This window comes from Sphingomonas sanxanigenens DSM 19645 = NX02 (genome assembly GCF_000512205.2).
GTDB classification, from domain to species: domain Bacteria; phylum Pseudomonadota; class Alphaproteobacteria; order Sphingomonadales; family Sphingomonadaceae; genus Sphingomonas_D; species Sphingomonas_D sanxanigenens.
The window spans coordinates 2424427-2442196 of record NZ_CP006644.1 but is presented as its reverse complement, the minus strand read 5'-3'; the positions used below and the strand labels follow the sequence as shown (position 1 = coordinate 2442196).

The window sequence follows — 17770 nt, the reverse complement described above, 5'->3', positions numbered from 1 at the left end:
ACCATGGGCGGCACCGGCGTCATCGACTCGTTTCTAGGCGTATTCACCTCATACATCGACAGCGGCTTCGGCCTGCTCGGCGGCGAGGTGGCGTTCATCGCCACAACGCTCATCGTCATCGACGTGGTGCTGGCGGCACTGTTCTGGTCGTGGGGCGCCGATGACGACATCATCGCCCGGCTGGTGAAGAAGACCCTGTTCGTCGGCGCGTTCGCCTACATCATCGGCAACTGGAACAATCTGGCGCGCATCGTCTTCGAGAGCTTCGCCGGTCTCGGCCTCAAAGCCTCCGGCACCAGCTTTTCCACCGCCGATCTGATGCGCCCCGGCAAGGTGGCGCAGACCGGCCTCGACGCGGGCCGCCCGCTGCTCGACTCCATCTCCGATCTGATGGGTTACTGGTCGTTCTTCGAGAACTTCATCCAGATCGCCTGCCTGATGTTCGCCTGGGCGCTGGTGCTGCTCGCCTTCTTCATCCTCGCCATCCAGCTTTTCGTGACGCTTATCGAGTTCAAGCTGACCACGCTCGCCGGCTTCGTGCTGATCCCGTTCGGTCTCTTCGGCAAGACTGCCTTCATGGCCGAGCGCGTGCTGGGCAACGTCATCTCGTCGGGGATCAAAGTCCTCGTGCTGGCCGTCATCATCGGCATCGGCTCGACGCTGTTCTCGCAGTTCACCGCAGGCTTCGGCGGCGCAACGCCGACCATCGACGACGCCATGGCGATCGTGCTCGCCGCCTTGTCGCTGCTCGGCCTTGGCATCTTCGGTCCCGGCATCGCCTCCGGTCTCGTTTCGGGCGGCCCGCAGCTTGGCGCGGGTGCGGCGATCGGCACCGGCCTTGCCGTAGGAGGCGCAGCCCTTGCCGCAGGCGGTGCAGCCGGTCTCGCCGTCAAGGGAGGTGCTACCGCCATGTCCGGTGGCGCCGCGGCCGTTCGGGGCGGCGCTGCCGCCTCCGGAGGGGCCGCAGCGACCTACAGCATGGCTTCGCTCGGCCAATCTGGTGCGGCGGGCGTTGCTTCCGGTCTCGGCGGGGTTGCCCGCGCGGCAGGCTCCGCCGCCGTATCGCCTCTGAAACGCGCCGCCTCGAAAGCAACGGAAAGCGTCAAATCCAGCTTTTCGGATGGCGCACGCGCAGCCTTCGGGGTGACAGGGGGATCATCCACCGCAGGCACGGCCGGAGGCAGCAGCGCAGCCCCCGCAGCAGCGTCTTCCCCCGCTGGCAGTCCCCCGGCCTGGGCGCAGCGGATGCAGCGTTCCCAAGCCGTGAATCACGGCGCCACCATGGCCGCCCATGCGGTGCGTTCCGGCGACAGCCACGGTGGCGGCTCCTCCGTCAATCTCTCTGAAAGTGACCGCTCATGAGCATCTTCAAACGACCATCGACCCATTACGGCAAATCGCCCGAACCCGAGACGCCTTACCAGAAGGCTGCTCAAGCCTGGGATGAGCGCATCGGCTCGGCCCGCGTGCAGGCGAAGAACTGGCGCTATATGGCCTTCGGATCGCTGATCCTCTCGGCCGGTTTCGCCGCCGCGCTCGTCTGGCAATCAGCGCGCGGGACCGTGGTGCCGTGGGTGGTGCAGGTCGATAATCTCGGCCAGGCGCAGACTGTCGCACCCGCTAACGCCGATTATCGCCCGACTGACCCGCAGATCGCGTTCCATCTGGGCCGCTTCATCGAACAGGTCCGGGCGATCCCGGCAGACGCCATCATCGTCCGCCAGAATTGGCTCCGCGCCTATGAGTGGACCACGGATCGCGGCGCAGCGGCCTTGAACGACTACGCCCGCAGCAACGACCCGTTCACGAAGGTCGGTCGGCAGCAGGTCGCCGTCGAGGTTTCCAGCGTCATCCGAGCATCGAACGACAGCTTCCGCGTGGCGTGGACCGAGCGCCACTATGAGAACGGCCAGCTTTCCACGACCGAACGATGGACCGCGATCCTGACCATCGTGATCCAGACCCCGCGTGACTCCGAGCGCCTGCGCGCCAATCCGCTCGGCATCTATGTCAACGCAATCTCATGGTCGCGGGAGATGAGCCAATGACCCGCACGACGCTCCGCAAAGCCCCATTTCAGGATTTCCGTAAACCCGCCTTCGCGGCTTTGATGCTGTCGGCCACGATGCTCGCCGGCTGCGCGACCAACCGCACGCCGCAATTCAGCTACGACGCCGACGTGCCGTCATCGCCCGTTGTGCCGGCCGCCGTCACCGATGACCGGCCCCGGCCGCTGCATACGCCACCGGCCTGGACCGTGGCGCGCGGCGGGACCTCCGCCGGAACACCGGCAGGCCGTGTCGAGAACGCCAATGCCGCCGCGCGCGTCGAGCCGCGCCGCGAGGGCTACTATAACGCCATCCAGATTTATCCCTGGTCGGAAGGCGCGCTCTATCAAGTCTATGCCGCACCGGGACAGATCACGACCATTGCGCTCGAACCCGGCGAGGGCCTGACCGGCGCGGGGCCGATTGCAGCCGGCGACACCGCCCGCTGGATCATCGGCGATACCGAGAGCGGATCGGGGACAACACGCCGCGTCCATATCCTCGTGAAGCCGACGCGCCCGGACATCATGACAAACCTCGTCGTGACGACCGACCGGCGCACCTACATGATCGAGTTGCGCGCCCGCGAAGCCCTCTATATGCCCTCCGTCGCCTGGGCCTATCCCGCACCACCAGCGGGCCAGCGCCAGACCGTTCCGGCCGCTCCGGTCATCCCGGCCGAGGCCGCGCGCAAATATCGCTATGGCCTGACCGGCGACAGCCCGCCATGGCGGCCCATCTCTGTCTTCGACGATGGTCGCCGCATCTATGTCGTCTTCCCTCGCGGCATCGTGCAGGGCGAGATGCCCCCGATCTTCGTCATCGGCTCGGATGGCGAAACCCAGATCGTCAACAGCCGCATCCACCAGAACATCCTGATCGTGGATCGCCTGTTCGGCGCGGCCGAATTGCGCCTTGGCAGCGGCGAGCGCCAGCAGACGGTCAGGATCGTCCGCATTGAGCAACGGCAGGCTGCACAGCCGGCAAAAGCGACCGGAGAATCCCCGTCATGACTGAAGACACGCCCCCTGTAGAAGCTGCAGCGGACACCACCACACCCATGCGGCTGCGCACTGAGCCGCCGCGCGTCACCCGTCTGTCCCGCAAGATGCTGGCCGGCGTCGGCGCAGTTGCTTTGCTCGGCATCGGCGGGGCGCTGATCTACGCGCTCCAGACTCGCGATGCAGGGCCGGGAGGCGAAGAACTCTATTCGACCGAGAACCGGCCCACGGCGGACGGCCTGTCCGGCCTGCCGCGCGATTATACCGGCCCGGTCCTCGGACCGGCATTGCCCGGCGATCTGGGCGGCCCGATCCTCGACGCGCAGAACAGGGGCCAGCCAGTTGCGCCGCCGGCTATGGCAACACCAGTTCGCGATCCTGCCGAGGAGCGCCGCCTCGCCGAAGAGGAAGCTGCACGTCTCAGCACGGTGTTTTTCCAGTCCGGGCAGAGAACGGCAACAGCCCCCGGTTCCAATATACCGGGCCTTGCAGGTCTTGGCGTCGGCGGTCAGCCAGCCACGCGAGACCGGCATACGGCCTTTCTCAATGGCCCGGTGGATCGGCAGACGGTCGCCCTGGATCGCATCATGGCTCCGGCATCGCCCTACATCCTTCAGGCCGGGGCCGTTATCCCGGCGGCGATGATTACCGGCATCCGTTCCGATCTTCCCGGCCAGATCACCGCGCAGGTCACGGAAAACGTCTACGACAGCCCGACCGGCAGCCTGCTGCTGATCCCGCAGGGAACGCGCATCATCGGCCAGTATGATGCCGGCGTGACCTTCGGCCAGCGCCGCGTGCTGCTCGTCTGGAACCGACTGATCCTGCCCAATGGCCGTTCCATAGTGCTGGAGCGCCAGCCGGGAGCGGACGCTTCCGGCTATGCCGGCCTTGAGGATGGCGTCGATTATCATTGGTGGGATCTGATGAAGGCAGCCGGCCTCTCGACGCTGCTCGGCATCGGCACCGAACTGGCGACCGATGACGAGGACCGCCTGATCCGGGCTATCCGCGACGGGGCGCAGGACACCATCAATCAGGCCGGACAGCAGATCGTCCAGCGGCAGTTGCAGGTCGCGCCGACGCTGACCATCCGGCCCGGCTTCCCGGTCAGGGTCATCGTCACAAGGGATTTAGTCCTCGAACCCTACAGGAATTGACCATGGCAAAGCTGAAACTCGGCCCGCTGGCCGACGACAAGCCGGTGAAGGTGGCAGTGGAACTTCCCGCGCAGCTCCACCGCGACCTGATCGACTATGCCGCTCTGTTGGCCGATGGCGGTGCGCCGATCGAGCCTGCCAGACTTATCGTGCCGATGCTGGAGCGGTTCATCGCCACGGATCGCGGTTTCGCCAAGGCGCGGCGGCAACCCTCCTGATCCATCGCGGTAGGGGTGCCGCCGGCGCACAGGTGCGAATGCGGCACGCTACACTCCGCCGGTCCCCCTCCATGCTTCGCTTAATTCCGGGGCCTGATGCGCCCCTGAATCCACCAGCGAAACACGGAGGATACCATGTGCGCAGAGCGCCGCCGCGCCCAACGAGGCCGCCCAAGACAGCCGGCCCCTGGAACGCTCCCCGACGACCTTTACGATTATGACGACGATCCCGTGCCGCGCATCAGCCCGTCGCGCGGCAGTCCGCCTCGTGTGTTCGACGTGGAGAAGCTGCCCGTCATTGATGACTGGCCCGAGGAAGTGCCGATCACCGAGGCCGAGATTCTGGTGTTCGAGCGCTGGTTCGCCGATGTTTTCGATGAAATGTTCGGCTCAGTCGATCTGCCTGAAGGCTTGAAAAAGTTATCGCGGTATGATAATGAAAAGCCATAACTGATGATCGAGCTATGCCATGACGACACTCAAGGTCGGGATCGCCGAACCCGATGAAATGAAAGCCCGCACCATGCGGGTCGCCAGGGGCGAGGAAAAGCCCGCACCCGGCGATCCGACTGTCTGGTTCGCGTCCACCATGTCCTTTGCCAAGTTCCTGTCGCCCAGCAACTGCGAACTGCTCCGCATCATCCATGAGCATGAGCCGGACTCGCTGGAGGAACTGGCGCAGATCACCGGCCGCGCGAAATCCAACCTGTCCCGGACCCTCAAGGCCATGGCCGGCTACGGCCTTGTTCGCATGGAGAAGGGCAAGGGTCTCAAGCTGGTCCCCAAGGTCATCCATGACCGCGTGGAGCTGGTCTTGCCCCTGATCGAGCGGCGCAAGTCGAAAGGAACCCGCAAATGAACGCACAATCCCCCAATGTCGCCCTGCGGGCTGCCCTGTATTTGCGCGTCTCTACCGCTCGGCAGGCCGAGCATGACGTGTCGATCCCCGACCAGCGCAAGCAGGGCGAAGCCTGGTGCGCGGCGCGCGGCTATCAGCTTGTCGAAATCTTCGTGGAGCCGGGCAACACGGCCACCAACGACCGCCGCCCTGAGTTCCAGCGGATGATCGAGGCGGGCACGTCGAAGCCCACACCGTTCGACGTGGTTCTGGTTCACAGCTTCTCGCGCTTCTTCCGCGATGCTTTCGACATGGAATATTACTATCGCAAGCTCGCCAAGAATGACGTGCGCCTCATTTCCATTACGCAAGAGCTGGGGGACGACCCGATCCACGACATGATGCGTCGGATCATGTCCTTGTTCGATGAATACCAGTCGAAGGAGAACGGCAAGCACGTCACGCGCGCTCTGAAGGAGAATGCCCGGCAAGGCTTCTGGAACGGTGCGTTGCCGCCGATCGGCTACCGGATCGCCGCCGCCGAACAGCGTGGGGCCAAGACCAAGAAGAAGCTGGAAATCGACCCGCTGCACGCCGACACGATCCGTCTGATCTATCGGCTCGCTCTGGAAGGTCAGGGCGACAGCGGCCAGATGGGCGTCAAGGCGATCGTCAAGCACTTGAACGCCAAGGGTATCTTCACCCGTGATGGCGGCCGCTGGGGCATCGGCCAGGTCCATCGCGTCCTGACCCGCCGCACCTATATCGGCGAACATGAATGGGGGAAGCGCAGCAAGCACAACGACCCGCGTTCCGCCGGCGAAATCGTCATCGTCCCGGTGCCCGCCATCATCGAGCGGGAGACTTTCTACGCCGTTCAGTCGCTTTTGCAGGCTCGCAACCCCAAGACCGAACTGCCCGCCCGCGTCGTGATCGGGCCGACCCTGCTGACCGGCATCTGTTATTGCGGCAATTGCGGTGGGGCCATGACCATCCGCACCGGCAAGAGCGGCCGCTACCGCTACTATGCCTGCTCGATCAAGGCGCGGCAGGGCGAGACCGGCTGCAAGGGCCGAGCGATCCCCATGGACAAGCTCGACGACATGGTGGTCAGCCATATCGAGGACCGCCTGCTCGATCCCGACCGTCTGGAGAAGCTGCTTGGCAGCATCCTCGGCCGCCGCGAGGATCAGGCCGAGCGCCGCCGCGAACACATCGCCTCTTTGCAGCGGCAGGCGACCGAATCGGAATCGCGCCTCAAGCGCCTCTATGACGCCATTGAGGCGGGCGTGGCTGATCTGGACGATCCGGCGCTCAAGGAGCGGATCGCCGGTCTCAAGGTTCTCCGCGATCAGGCGCGGGCTGATGCCGACCGGGCGCAAGCCCTGCTCGAAAGCCCCGGCCACAGTGCCCTCAGTCCCGCGATGATCGAAGGGTTTGCACGCCGCGCGCGGGAGCGCATTCGCGGTCACGAGGGCGGCTATCGGCGGGATCACCTGCGCGCGCTGGCGCAGCGCGTCGAGGTCGCGGACGACGCAATCCGGATCATGGGGTCGAAAACGGAACTGCTAAAGACGCTTATTGCCGGTCAAGGGCGGCAATCGGCGGCGATTGGCGTGCCCAGAGGCGGTCTGAAATGGCGGACAGGGTGGGATTCGAACCCACGGTGAGCGTGAACCCACGGCGGTTTTCAAGACCGCTGCCTTAAACCACTCGGCCACCTGTCCTCGTCGCGCGCTATCGCCGTCTCGGCGCTTTGGCGCAAGGGGGCGGCGAAAGGGGGTTTAATCTGCACCGCCGCTTGTGCCATCGTCGCGCTCGCGAAAGGGGCAGTATGCGTATCAAGTCTTTCCTCGCCGCACTCGCCTTGGCGGCGGTGCTGCCGTCGGCGGATCTCGGAAGCGGGCATGTGGCGCTCGCACAGGAAGAAGCCGGCTTCCAGGCCTGGCTGGCCCAGTTCCGCGTGCGCGCGGAGCGGGAAGGGGTGTCGCGGCGCACGCTCGATGCAGTGTTGCCGACGTTGACGCTCAATCCGCGGGTGATCGCGCTCGACCGCGACCAGCCTGGCGGCAATCCCAACGCGCCGGCCTCCGCCATCCCGGCGTTCGAGCCCTATCGCGTGCGCCATGTCGATGCCGCGCGGATCAACCGCGGCCGCGCGAAATACAACGCGCTGCGGCCCAGGCTCAGCACGATCGAGCGGCAGACCGGCGTGCCCGAATCGATCATGGTCGCGATCTGGGGGCATGAGACCAATTATGGCGCGTTCAGCGGCGATTTCGATCTGGCGCGCTCGCTCGCCACGCTCGCCTATGAGGGGCGACGGCGGGAGCTGTTCACCGGTGAGTTGATCGCGACCCTGAAGCTGATGGATATGGGCTTCCGGCGCGATCAGCTGAAGGGCAGCTGGGCCGGCGCCACCGGCTATCCGCAATTCCTGCCCTCGATGTACCTCCGTCTCGCGCGCGACGGCGATGGCGATGGCCGCGCCGATATCTGGACGAGCGAGGCGGATGCGCTCGCTTCCATCGCCAATTACTTCGTCAATGCCGGGTGGAAGCCCGGCGTGCCGTGGGGCGTCGCGGTGACGGTGCCGTCCACGCTCAACCGCGGCGCGATCGCCAACCGCACCGTCTCGCCGCGCTGCCCGCGCGTGCACGATCGCCACAGCCGCTGGAAGACGATCGCCGAATGGCGTGCGCTGGGCGTGCGGCCGATCGGCGCGCCGGTGCCGGCCGATACCGAGATGGCCTCGCTGCTGGAGCCCGATGGTCCCGGCCGCACCGCCTATCTGCTGACCGGCAACTACCGGGTGATCCTCGATTACAACTGCTCGAACTTCTACGCGCTCTCGGTGGGGCTGCTGGCCGATGCGGTCAGGCGCTAGTGGCGCGGCGAGCGCCGCCGTCGTCACGCTCGCCATGTTGCTCGCCGGCTGCGGATCGACGCCGCGGCCGACGGCGGGGGCAGGGCGGCCGATCGGCGGCAAGGTGGTCGATTATCCGGTGAAGGTGGGCGCGCCCTATCAGGTGGGTGGCATCACCTACATGCCCGTCGACGATCCCGATTATGACATGGTCGGCATGGCCAGCTGGTATGGCGGGGAGTTCGGCGGCAGCCCGACGGCAAACGGTGAACGCTTCGATCCCGGCCGCATGTCCGCCGCGCACAAGACGCTGCCGCTGCCGAGCTATGTCGAGGTCACCGCGCTCGACACCGGCCGCACGGTCACGGTGCGCGTCAACGATCGCGGGCCGTTCGCGGGCAATCGCGTGATCGATCTGTCGCAGGCGGCGGCGCGGGCGCTGGGCATCGAGCGATCGGGCACCGCGCGCGTGCGGGTGCGGCGCGTCTATCCGTCTGAGAGGGATCGTGCGGCGCTGCGCGGCGGCGGCCAGCTTGCCATGCGCACCGATTCGGTGCCGGCGCGGCTGCCGGCGACCGCGCGGGCGCCGACGCCGCCGCCCCAACCGCAGGTTCGGCCCCTGCCGCAGCCCTATCGCGTGCCCACCTCGGCACCCGCACCTGCGCCGCAGCAGGGGCAGGTGCCGATCGGGATCCCGATGCCGGCGCCCTACAGCGCACCTTCCAAACCGGAAGCCGCGCCTGCCGCGGCACCGCTCCCCGCGAGCGGCAGCTGGTTCGTGCAGGTCGGCGCCTTTTCCAGCCTCGAACGGGCGGCGACGATCGCCGGGCAGCTCGGCGCGCGCGTGTCCGATGTCGGCGCGCTGCACCGCGTACGCCTCGGCCCCTATGCCAGTGCCGATGCCGCGCGAGATGGCGTCGCCAAGGCGAGCGCGGCCGGCTATGCTGACGCGCGGATCGTGCAGGATTGATGCTTTTCGCCCCGGCGCCTACGCGCGGCGGAGCCGGGGCCACGAATGCGCCGCGACCTTGAACCGAGCCAAGCTGGAATGCCGATGATGAGAGCCCTTGTTCTTCCTTCCCTGTTCGCCGTGGCCATGAGCCTGCCCGCAAGCGCCGCCGCGCCGCCCTATGAATCGACGGCGCAGGTCGCGTTCCTCAAGGATCTGTCGTCGGGCGCGGTGCTCTACGCCAAGGATGCGGACCGGCGGATGCCGCCCGCCTCGATGGCGAAGATGATGACGGTCTACGTCGTGTTCGACATGATCAAGAAGGGCGAGCTCAAGGAAGATCGCTTGATGCATGTGCGGCCGGAAACACGGAAGCGCTGGCATGGCCCGGCGGCGGGATCCACGATGTTCCTGTCGGTCGACGAGGATGTGAGCGTCCAAAATCTGCTCCACGGCATCGTCACGCTGTCGGGCAACGACGCCTGCGTGGTGCTGGCGGAAGGCATTTCGGGCACCGAGGAAGCGTTCGTCGCGCGGATGAACGAGGCGGCGAAGAAGATCGGCCTCGCCAACAGCCACTTCGGGACCTCGAACGGCTGGCCGGACGAAGGCCGCACCTATGTGACCGCGCGTGACCTCGCGACCCTGGCCCAGCGGACGATCGAGGACTTCCCGCAGCTCTACAAGAAATATTACAGCCAGACCCACTTCACCTGGGGCAAGACGCTGGGCTCGGGGCAGGACATCACCCAGATGAACCGTGACCCGCTGCTGGGCAAGGTTCAGGGCGCGGATGGGCTGAAGACCGGCCACACCGAGGAAGCCGGCTATGGCTTCACCGGCTCCGCGGAGCAGAACGGCCGCCGCCTCGTCATGGTCGTCGCCGGGCTCGACAGCTATAATGGCCGCGCCACCGAATCGGTACGCTTCATCGAATGGGGCTTCCGGGCCTGGGCCTCCAAGCCCCTGTTCAAGCAGGGCGCCGCGGTCGAGACGGTCGAGGTGCAGCAGGGTGCCGAGGATCAGGTCGGCCTCGTCGCGCCGCGCAACCTGGCGGTGACCCTGCCGGGCGGCGCCGCCAGCAACATGCAGGTGAAGGTGGTCTATCAGGGGCCGGTGAAGGCGCCGATCAAGAAGGGCCAGCATATCGCCGACCTCGTCGTGACGACGCCGGATACGCCGCCGCAGATCATGCCCTTGGTCGCCGCCGCGGATGTGGAGGAAGCCGGCTTCTTCGGCCGCGCATGGGCCGGGCTGCTCTCGCTGTTCGGCGCGTGATCGATCGGCAGGCGCCCGCTATGGGCGCAGGCGATCGGGGATGACGGGGCGCTTCATCAGCCTCGAAGGCGGCGAGGGCGTCGGCAAATCGACGCAGCTCGCGCGCCTTGCCGAGGTATTGCGCGCGCGCGGGCTGACGGTGACCGTCACCCGCGAACCCGGCGGCAGCGAAGGGGCGGAGGCGATCCGCCGCCTGCTGCTGGAGGGCGATGCCGGCCGCTGGAATGCGCGCGCGGAGGCGCTGCTGTTCGCGGCGGCGCGCGCGGACCATGTCGCACGCACCATCCTGCCGGCGGTCGCCGCCGGCGATATCGTGCTGTGCGATCGCTTCCTCGATTCGAGCCGCGCCTATCAGGGCGCCGCCGGCGGGCTGGCGGATGCGGACATCGTCGAACTGCACCGTGTCGGCAGCGATGGCGTGCTGCCCGATCGCACCTTGCTACTGCATTTGCCCGCCGAGGAAGCGGCCGCGCGCAGCGCCGCGCGCGACATGGGCGGCGCCGACCGGATAGGCGGCCGCGATGCAGCCTACCATGCCGCGGTCGCGGCGGCCTTCGCCGGTTTTGCCGCGGCGGAGCCGGATCGTTTCCGCACGGTCGACGCGCGCGGATCGGCGGCGGAGGTGACGGATCGCCTCGTCGGGGCGCTGGCGGATCTGCTGCCATGACCGTGCCGATCGGCCATGACGCGCAGATCGCCGCCTTTCGCGCGGCGACGGCGGGGGGGACGCTCCACCACGCCTGGCTGCTCGTCGGCCCGCAGGGCGTCGGCAAGGCGAGCTTTGCCGAGGCGGCGGCGCTGCGGTTGCTCGCGGAGGCGGCGGGGCCGCCGCCGGGCGAGGGTTTCGGCGTGCCCGCCGACCATCCGATCGCGCGCTATTTCGCCGCGGACAGCCATCCCGATTTTCGCCGGCTCGAACGCCTGCCCAAGGATCCCAAGCTGCGCGACCAGCCGCGCGGCGACTGGGACGATGCCGAGCGCGCGCGCAGCATCACCATCGCGCAGGTGCGCGCGCTGCAGGGCCTGTTCGCGACGACGCCCTCGCTGTCGCCGCGCCGCGTCGTGCTGATCGACGCGGCCGACGACCTCGAACGGCCCGCCGCCAACGCGCTGCTCAAGAGCCTCGAGGAACCGCCGGCGGGCACCTTGTTCCTGCTCGTCAGCCACGCGCCGGGGCGGCTGCTGCCGACGATCCGTTCGCGCTGCCGCGTGCTGCGCTTCGGCCGGCTGGGCGGCGGGGATGTCGCCGCGGTGCTCCGCGCCGAGCGGCCCGATCTGGATGCGGACGAGATCGCCGCGCTGGTCGAGGTCGGCGAGGGATCGCCGGGTCGCGCGTTGCGCTTCGCGGGGCTCGATATCGCCGCGCTCGATGCGGCGATCGCCGCGATCATCGAAAGCGGCGATCCGGCCAATGCGGGCCGCGCCCGGCTCGCCAGGGCGCTGTCGGCGAAGGCAGCGCAGCAGCGTTACGAGGCGTTCCTCGAACGCGTGCCAGCCGCGATCTCGGCCGAGGCGCGACGGCGGCGCGGCCACGCGCTGGGAGAATCGCTCGACCAGTGGGATCGTGCGCGCCGGCTGGCCGGCAGCGCCGTCCACCTCTCGCTCGATCCGCAGAGCGTGGTGATCGAACTCGGCTCGATCCTCGCCGAACTCGCCCGCACACGGGCCGCCTGAGCCGATCTCCTGCCCCAGCCATGACCTGCACAGCCCCCGCCCATGACATCGCGCTTGGATTTCTGCGCCGTACTCGCCAAAAGGGCGCCGTGACGCCCGCTGCCCCATCGTTTCGCCCGCTGTTGATGCTGTGTGCCGGGCTTGCGCTCGTCGGCGGCGGCGTCGCCGTCGTCGCACAGATCGAGGGAAGCGCGGAACGCGGCGTGTCGCCGATCGACAGTTCGTCGAGCTTCGAGGTGAGCGGTATCCAGGTCGATGTCGCCGCCAAGACCGCTGATGCCGCGCGCTATGCCGGCTGGCGCGAGGCGCAGCGCAAGGGCTGGAGGGCGCTGTGGAGCCGCACCCACGCCGGCGCCGCGGCCCCGCAGCTTTCGGACAGCGCGCTCGATGCCATCGTCGCCGGCGTCGTCGTCGAGAACGAACAGATCGGCCCGACGCGCTACATCGCGCGGCTGGGGGTGCTGTTCGATCGTGCACGCGCCGGCCAGATCCTGGGGGTGAGCGGGCAGATCATGCGGTCGCCGCCGCTGCTCGTGATCCCGGTGCAATGGTCAGGCGGCGCGCCGCAAAGCTTCGAGACGCGCACCGAATGGCAGAAGGCCTGGGCGCGCTTCCGCACCGGATCGAGCGCGATCGATTATGTCCGCCCCACCGGCACCGGATCCGATCCGCTGTTGCTCAACGCGGCGCAGGCCGGGCGGCCGGGGCGGATCTGGTGGCGGATGCTGCTCGACCAGTTCGGCGCGGCCGACGTGCTGGTGCCGACCGTGAAGCTCTCCCGGCTGTGGCCGGGCGGGCCGGTGATCGGGCGGTTCGATGCGCGCTACGGCCCCGATTCGAAATTGCTCGGCGCGTTCACGTTGCGCGTCGAGCGCAGCGAACTGTTGCCGCAACTGCTCGACACCGGCGTCCAGCGGCTCGACGAACTCTATGTCGCGGCGCTGCGCGAGGGCCGTCTGCAGCCCGATCCGTCGCTCGTGATCGAGGATCCGGTCGAGGCTGCGGAGATGGAGGAAGCGGTCGAGGCCGCGGATACCGCCGAGATCGTCACGCCGGATGTGGCGCAGGGCACGACATCGGTCACCGTCCAGTTCGCGACGCCCGATGTCGCCGCGGTCAACGCGACCGAGGCGCAGGTGCGCGGGCTGCCGGGGGTGAGCGGTGCGGCGACGACGAGCCTCGCGATCGGCGGCACGTCGGTTATGCGCGTGGTCTATCGCGGCGACGCGGCGGCGCTTCGCCTCGCGCTGCAGGCACGGGGCTGGCAGGTGGAGGAAGCGGGCGGCGTGCTGCGCATCCGGCGCGGCGGCGGCGCCTCGCCCTCACCGAGTGCCACGCCGACGCCATGAGCCAGATCGCGCTGCCGCTCGACTGGCCCGACCCGACGGCTGCCGACATCATTCTGAGCGACGCCAACGCCCATGTTGCCCTCCATTTCGAACGGTGGACGACATGGCCGGTGATGGCGACGTTGCTCACCGGTCCGCGCAAGTCGGGCCGTTCGCGTTTCGCCGCGCAATTTGCGCTACGCACCGGCGGGCGGCTGTTCGACAATGCCGAGGCGCAGCCCGAGGAGGCGCTGTTCCACGCCTGGAACAGCGCGCAGGAGAAGCGCCGGCCGCTGGTGATCGTCGCGGACCGGCCGCCGCCGGCCTGGATCATCCGTCTGCCAGACCTGGCCTCGCGCATTGCGGCGACGCCTGCGGTGGAGATCGGCAATCCGGACGATGCGCTGATCGCACGGCTGATCGAAGACCAGCTCGGCCGTCGCGGGCTCGCCGTGGCGCCCGATCTGCTCGCTTTCCTGCTGGCGCGGGTGGAGCGCGATTATGTCGCGGTTCATCGCGTGATCGACGCGCTCGATCAGGAGGCGTTCAGCCGCCGCACCCGCCTCTCGGTGCCGCTTGCAAGAACCGCACTCGCCGGCATCGGCATGATCGACCCCGTAACATAATGCAGCTAGGTGATTCGCATATGAGCCATCCAGCCGAACATGTGGCCGCTGATGCGAGCCCCATCGAACCCGCGATCATCGACGCGGAACGCTATTTCAACCGCGAGTTGAGCTGGCTCGCCTTCAACCGTCGCGTGATGGAAGAGGCTGCCAACACCGCGCATCCGCTGCTCGAGCGGCTGCGCTTCCTCTCGATCTCCGGCAACAATCTCGACGAATTCTTCATGGTCCGCGTCGCCGGCCTGAAGGGCCAGCAGATGCAGGCGATCGAGGCGCGCGCGCCCGATGGCATGACCGTGACGCAGCAGCTCGTCGCGGTCACTGCCGAGGCGGATGCGCTGATGGTGCAGCAGCAGGCGCAATGGCGCTCGATGCGGCGCGAACTGGCGGAGGCCGGCATCGAGGTGATCGGCAGCGATCGCGTCGATGCCGAATCGGAGGCCTGGCTGGAACAGCATTTCCGGGAACAGATTTTCCCGATCGTGACGCCGCAGGCGCTCGATCCGTCGCACCCGTTCCCGTTCATCCCCAACAAGGGGCTGAGCCTCATCTTCGACCTCGTGCGGCTTTCGGACAAGGAGCCGATCCGCGAACTGCTGATGGTGCCGGCGACGCTGCAGCGCTTCGTGCGCTTTCCCGGCGATGCCGCGCGCTATATCGCGATGGAGCATGTGCTGCGCCGCTTCGCGGGCCTCCTGTTCCCGGGCTTCGAGATGCAGGGCGTCGGCGCGTTCCGCATCATCCGCGACAGCGACCTCGAAATCGAGGAGGAGGCGGAGGATCTCGTCCGCCACTTCCGCAGCGCGATCAAGCGCCGCCGTCGCGGTCGCGTGATCCGTCTCGAGATCGAGACCGCGGTGCCGCCCGAGGTGGAGGCGCTGGTCAAGAACGAACTGGGCGGCAATGACGCGCTGATCACCGAACAGGCGAGTTTCCTCGGCCTCGGCGATCTCGACATGCTGGTCGACGAGGACCGGCCGGACCTGAAGTTCACCCCTTACAGCCCGCGCTTCCCCGAGCGCATCCGCGAGCATGGCGGGGACTGTTTCGCCGCGATCCGCGCCAAGGACATCGTCGTCCACCACCCCTATGAGGCATTCGACGTGGTGCTGGCCTTCCTGCGCCAGGCGGCCGCCGACCCGGATGTGGTCGCGATCAAGCAGACGCTGTACCGCGCCGGCAAGCAGTCTGCGGTGATCAACGCGCTGATCGCCGCGGCGGAGGCCGGCAAGTCGGTCACCGCGGTGGTGGAGATCAAGGCGCGCTTCGACGAGGAGCAGAACCTGCTGTGGGCGAGTGCGCTTGAGCGGGCCGGCGTTCAGGTGGTCTACGGCTTCATCGACTGGAAGACGCACGCCAAGGTCTCGATGGTCGTCCGGCGCGAGGGCGGCAGCTATCGCACCTACTGCCATTTCGGCACGGGCAATTATCACCCGATCACTGCGCGCATCTATACCGACCTGAGCTTCTTCACCGCCGATCCGCGCGCGGGCCGCGACGCGGCGCAGCTGTTCAACTACATCACCGGCTATGTCGAGCCGGCCAGCCTCGAGCTGATCACGATGTCGCCGATCGGCATGCGGCAGAAGCTGTGCGCGCTGATCGACGGCGAGATCGAATTTGCGGAGGCGGGCAAGCCCGCGACGATCTGGGCGAAGATGAACTCGCTGGTCGATCCGGCCATCATCGAGAAGCTTTATGCGGCAAGCGAGGCGGGGGTCAGGATCGAACTGATCGTGCGCGGCATGTGCTGCCTCAGGCCCGGCGTGCCCGGCATGTCGTCCAACATCCGTGTGAAATCGGTGGTGGGCCGGTTTTTGGAACACAGCCGCATCTGGGCGTTCGGCAAGGGCAGGGTGCTGCCCAATGACGATGCGCGGTTGTTCATCTCTTCCGCGGACTGGATGTCACGCAATTTCGATCGCCGTGTCGAGTATATGATGCCCATCGAGAATCCGACGGTGCATGATCAGGTGCTCGACCAGGTGATGGTCGCCAACCTGATCGACAACGAGCAGAGTTGGGAGTTGCGGTCCGATGGGCACTATGAACGTGTGGTGGCAGAACCTGGCACCAAGTCGTTCAATTTACACCGTTACTTCATGACGAACCCCTCGCTGTCGGGCCGCGGCGCGGCGCTGCAGGGCTCGGATGCCGTGCCTAAGCTCCGCCTGCGGCGCTGAAATGGTCGTGCTCAACCTGTTCCAGCGTAGTTCCTCCGCGCCTGTGCTCGATCGCTCGGCGATCATCGACATCGGCTCCAACTCCGTCCGCCTCGTCGTCTATGACGGGCCGCGCCGCTCGCCGGCGACCTTGTTCAACGAGAAGGTGCTTGCCGGTCTCGGCCGTGGGCTCTCGTCGACGGGCGCGCTCGATCGCCGGGCAATGGATGCGGCGCTGGTCGCGCTGGCGCGCTTCCGCCGGCTCTGCGTCGAGATGGCCGTCGGCAATCTGCGCACGGTCGCGACCGCCGCGGTACGCGATGCTTCCAACGGCCCGCGTTTCGTCCAGCGGATCGAGGCGCTGGGGCTGCCGGTCGAACTTCTGAGCGGCGAACAGGAAGCGGAGGCCGCCGGCCTCGGCGTGATCTCGGGCATTCCCGAGGCCGACGGTATCGTCGGCGATATGGGCGGCGGCAGCCTCGAACTGGTGCGCGTGCGCGGCGGCGCGGTGCACAATCGCCTCTCGCTGCCGCTCGGCGCGCTGCGCATCGCCGCGATCCGCGCCAAGGGTAAGCGCGCGCTCGACAGCTTCGTGCGCAAGGCGCTGGCCGATGTCGACTGGATCAACGAGAGTCAGGGGCTGCCCTTCTATCTCGTCGGTGGATCATGGCGCGCGCTGGCGCGGCTCGACATGCATGCGACCGGCTACCTGCTGCCGATCGTCCATCATTATGAGATGGAGCCCACCGCCGCGGCGCGGCTCGTGCGCGTGCTGGCGCAGATCGACAAACGCAAGCTGAAGCAGATCACCGAGATTTCACCGGGGCGCATCCCCACCCTGCTCGATTCCGCGCTGCTGCTGGCGGTACTTGGCCGCGCGCTGGGATCGAGCGCGCTGATCGCATCGGCCAACGGCCTGCGCGAAGGACTGCTCTACCAGAATCTGACCGAAGAAGAGCGCGCGATCGATCCGCTGATCGCGGCCGCGCGCGAGGAAGGGGTGCGGCAGGGCCGCTTCCGCGAGCATGGCGACCTGCTCGCGCGCTGGATCGCACCGCTGTTCGATGGCGAGAGCGGGCAGCAACAGCGGCTGCGCCACGCCGCCTGCCTGCTGGCCGATGTGGGCTGGCGCGCCAACCCCGATTTCCGTGCCGAACGCGGCGTCGAGACGGCGCTGCACGGCAATTGGGTCGGCGTCGACGCGCACGGCCGCGCGATGATGGCGCAGGCGCTGTCGGCCAATTTCGGTGGCGGTGCCGCGCTGATGGAACAGCTTCTGTCGATCTGCGCCCGGCCCGACCTGGAACGCGCGCAGCAATGGGGATTGGCGATGCGCCTCGGCCAGCGGCTCAGCGGCGGCGTCGCCGGTCCGCTGGAATCGAGCCGCGTCGAGGTGGGCGAGGGGGCATTGCGGCTGTTCCTCAGCACCGAAGATGCGCCGCTCTATGGCGAGGCCGTCGAGCGTCGCCACCGCCAGCTCTCGGTCGCAATGGGACTCACGCCCGTATTGACGAGTTGACCCCCCGCGCGGCGGGCCATTTGGGTGATCGGATGATCGGCAGCGCGAGATGGCCGGCCGCCGCGCACGCTGTCGCCACGGCGATCCGGCGGGGATGTCGTGC

At 67.7% G+C, this 17770-nt stretch carries 17 protein-coding genes and 1 tRNA gene; 17 read left to right on the top strand and 1 reads right to left on the bottom strand.

What is annotated here, in order from left to right:
• Nucleotides 1-3 precede the first annotated feature (3 nt).
• From trbL to NX02_RS31475, 8 genes are all read left to right on the top strand, one after another.
• Nucleotides 4-1362 carry a P-type conjugative transfer protein TrbL gene (gene trbL, locus NX02_RS11210; protein ID WP_025292291.1) on the top strand — a complete coding sequence of 453 codons (1359 nt, stop codon included), beginning with the start codon at nucleotides 4-6 and terminating at the stop codon, nucleotides 1360-1362.
• 2 nt (nucleotides 1363-1364) lie between these two features.
• Nucleotides 1365-2048 carry a conjugal transfer protein TrbF gene (gene trbF / locus NX02_RS11205; RefSeq protein WP_425424042.1) on the top strand — a complete coding sequence of 228 codons (684 nt, stop codon included), beginning with the start codon at nucleotides 1365-1367 and terminating at the stop codon, nucleotides 2046-2048.
• The gene (trbG, locus tag NX02_RS11200; RefSeq protein ID WP_025292289.1) at nucleotides 2045-3061 is read left to right on the top strand and encodes a P-type conjugative transfer protein TrbG; all 1017 of its coding nucleotides are present in this window, start codon (nucleotides 2045-2047) and stop codon (nucleotides 3059-3061) included. The genes trbF and trbG overlap by 4 nt, the downstream gene beginning before the upstream one ends.
• A gap of 47 nt (nucleotides 3062-3108) precedes the next feature.
• Complete coding sequence (locus tag NX02_RS11195; protein ID WP_025292288.1) at nucleotides 3109-4209, top strand: TraB/TrbI/VirB10 family type IV secretion system protein; 1101 nt, start codon at nucleotides 3109-3111, stop codon at nucleotides 4207-4209.
• Between the two features lie 2 nt (nucleotides 4210-4211).
• Nucleotides 4212-4427 carry a DUF2274 domain-containing protein gene (locus NX02_RS11190; protein WP_025292287.1) on the top strand — a complete coding sequence of 72 codons (216 nt, stop codon included), beginning with the start codon at nucleotides 4212-4214 and terminating at the stop codon, nucleotides 4425-4427.
• Between the two features lie 135 nt (nucleotides 4428-4562).
• Nucleotides 4563-4877 carry a hypothetical protein gene (locus NX02_RS31480; RefSeq protein ID WP_025292286.1) on the top strand — a complete coding sequence of 105 codons (315 nt, stop codon included), beginning with the start codon at nucleotides 4563-4565 and terminating at the stop codon, nucleotides 4875-4877.
• 19 nt (nucleotides 4878-4896) lie between these two features.
• Nucleotides 4897-5286, top strand: coding sequence for an HVO_A0114 family putative DNA-binding protein (locus NX02_RS11180; protein WP_047099775.1), 390 nt, complete (start codon nucleotides 4897-4899; stop codon nucleotides 5284-5286).
• Nucleotides 5283-6935, top strand: a complete 1653-nt coding sequence (locus NX02_RS31475) for a recombinase family protein (protein ID WP_084717717.1) — start codon at nucleotides 5283-5285, stop codon at nucleotides 6933-6935. Before NX02_RS11180 ends, NX02_RS31475 begins: the two co-directional genes overlap by 4 nt.
• On the opposite strand, the gene NX02_RS11175 is transcribed toward NX02_RS31475, so the two are convergent.
• Nucleotides 6903-6992: transfer RNA gene (locus NX02_RS11175), tRNA-Ser, on the bottom strand. The two genes, NX02_RS31475 and NX02_RS11175, sit on opposite strands and share 33 nt — an antisense overlap.
• A gap of 107 nt (nucleotides 6993-7099) precedes the next feature.
• Here NX02_RS11175 and NX02_RS11170 point away from each other — a divergent pair.
• From NX02_RS11170 to NX02_RS11130, 9 genes are all read left to right on the top strand, one after another.
• A complete protein-coding gene (locus NX02_RS11170) occupies nucleotides 7100-8152 on the top strand; it encodes a lytic murein transglycosylase (protein ID WP_025292283.1) in 1053 nt (350 codons plus the stop codon).
• Nucleotides 8136-9101, top strand: coding sequence for a septal ring lytic transglycosylase RlpA family protein (locus NX02_RS11165; RefSeq protein ID WP_025292282.1), 966 nt, complete (start codon nucleotides 8136-8138; stop codon nucleotides 9099-9101). Before NX02_RS11170 ends, NX02_RS11165 begins: the two co-directional genes overlap by 17 nt.
• Before the next feature lie 84 nt (nucleotides 9102-9185).
• Nucleotides 9186-10358: a D-alanyl-D-alanine carboxypeptidase family protein gene (locus tag NX02_RS11160; RefSeq protein ID WP_158013993.1), complete on the top strand. Its 1173-nt coding sequence runs from the start codon at nucleotides 9186-9188 to the stop codon at nucleotides 10356-10358.
• A 40-nt stretch (nucleotides 10359-10398) separates the two neighbouring features.
• On the top strand, nucleotides 10399-11025 hold the full coding sequence (gene tmk / locus NX02_RS11155) for a dTMP kinase (protein ID WP_025292280.1): 627 nt from the start codon (nucleotides 10399-10401) through the stop codon (nucleotides 11023-11025).
• Complete coding sequence (locus tag NX02_RS11150; RefSeq protein WP_025292279.1) at nucleotides 11022-12032, top strand: AAA family ATPase; 1011 nt, start codon at nucleotides 11022-11024, stop codon at nucleotides 12030-12032. Before tmk ends, NX02_RS11150 begins: the two co-directional genes overlap by 4 nt.
• 89 nt (nucleotides 12033-12121) lie before the next feature.
• Nucleotides 12122-13381, top strand: coding sequence for a hypothetical protein (locus NX02_RS11145; RefSeq protein WP_025292278.1), 1260 nt, complete (start codon nucleotides 12122-12124; stop codon nucleotides 13379-13381).
• Nucleotides 13378-13986: an HdaA/DnaA family protein gene (locus NX02_RS11140; RefSeq protein WP_025292277.1), complete on the top strand. Its 609-nt coding sequence runs from the start codon at nucleotides 13378-13380 to the stop codon at nucleotides 13984-13986. Before NX02_RS11145 ends, NX02_RS11140 begins: the two co-directional genes overlap by 4 nt.
• Before the next feature lie 20 nt (nucleotides 13987-14006).
• On the top strand, nucleotides 14007-16169 hold the full coding sequence (locus NX02_RS11135) for an RNA degradosome polyphosphate kinase (RefSeq protein WP_025292276.1): 2163 nt from the start codon (nucleotides 14007-14009) through the stop codon (nucleotides 16167-16169).
• A gap of 1 nt (nucleotide 16170) precedes the next feature.
• Nucleotides 16171-17667: a Ppx/GppA family phosphatase gene (locus NX02_RS11130; RefSeq protein WP_025292275.1), complete on the top strand. Its 1497-nt coding sequence runs from the start codon at nucleotides 16171-16173 to the stop codon at nucleotides 17665-17667.
• The last annotated feature ends 103 nt before the right edge of the window (nucleotides 17668-17770 follow it).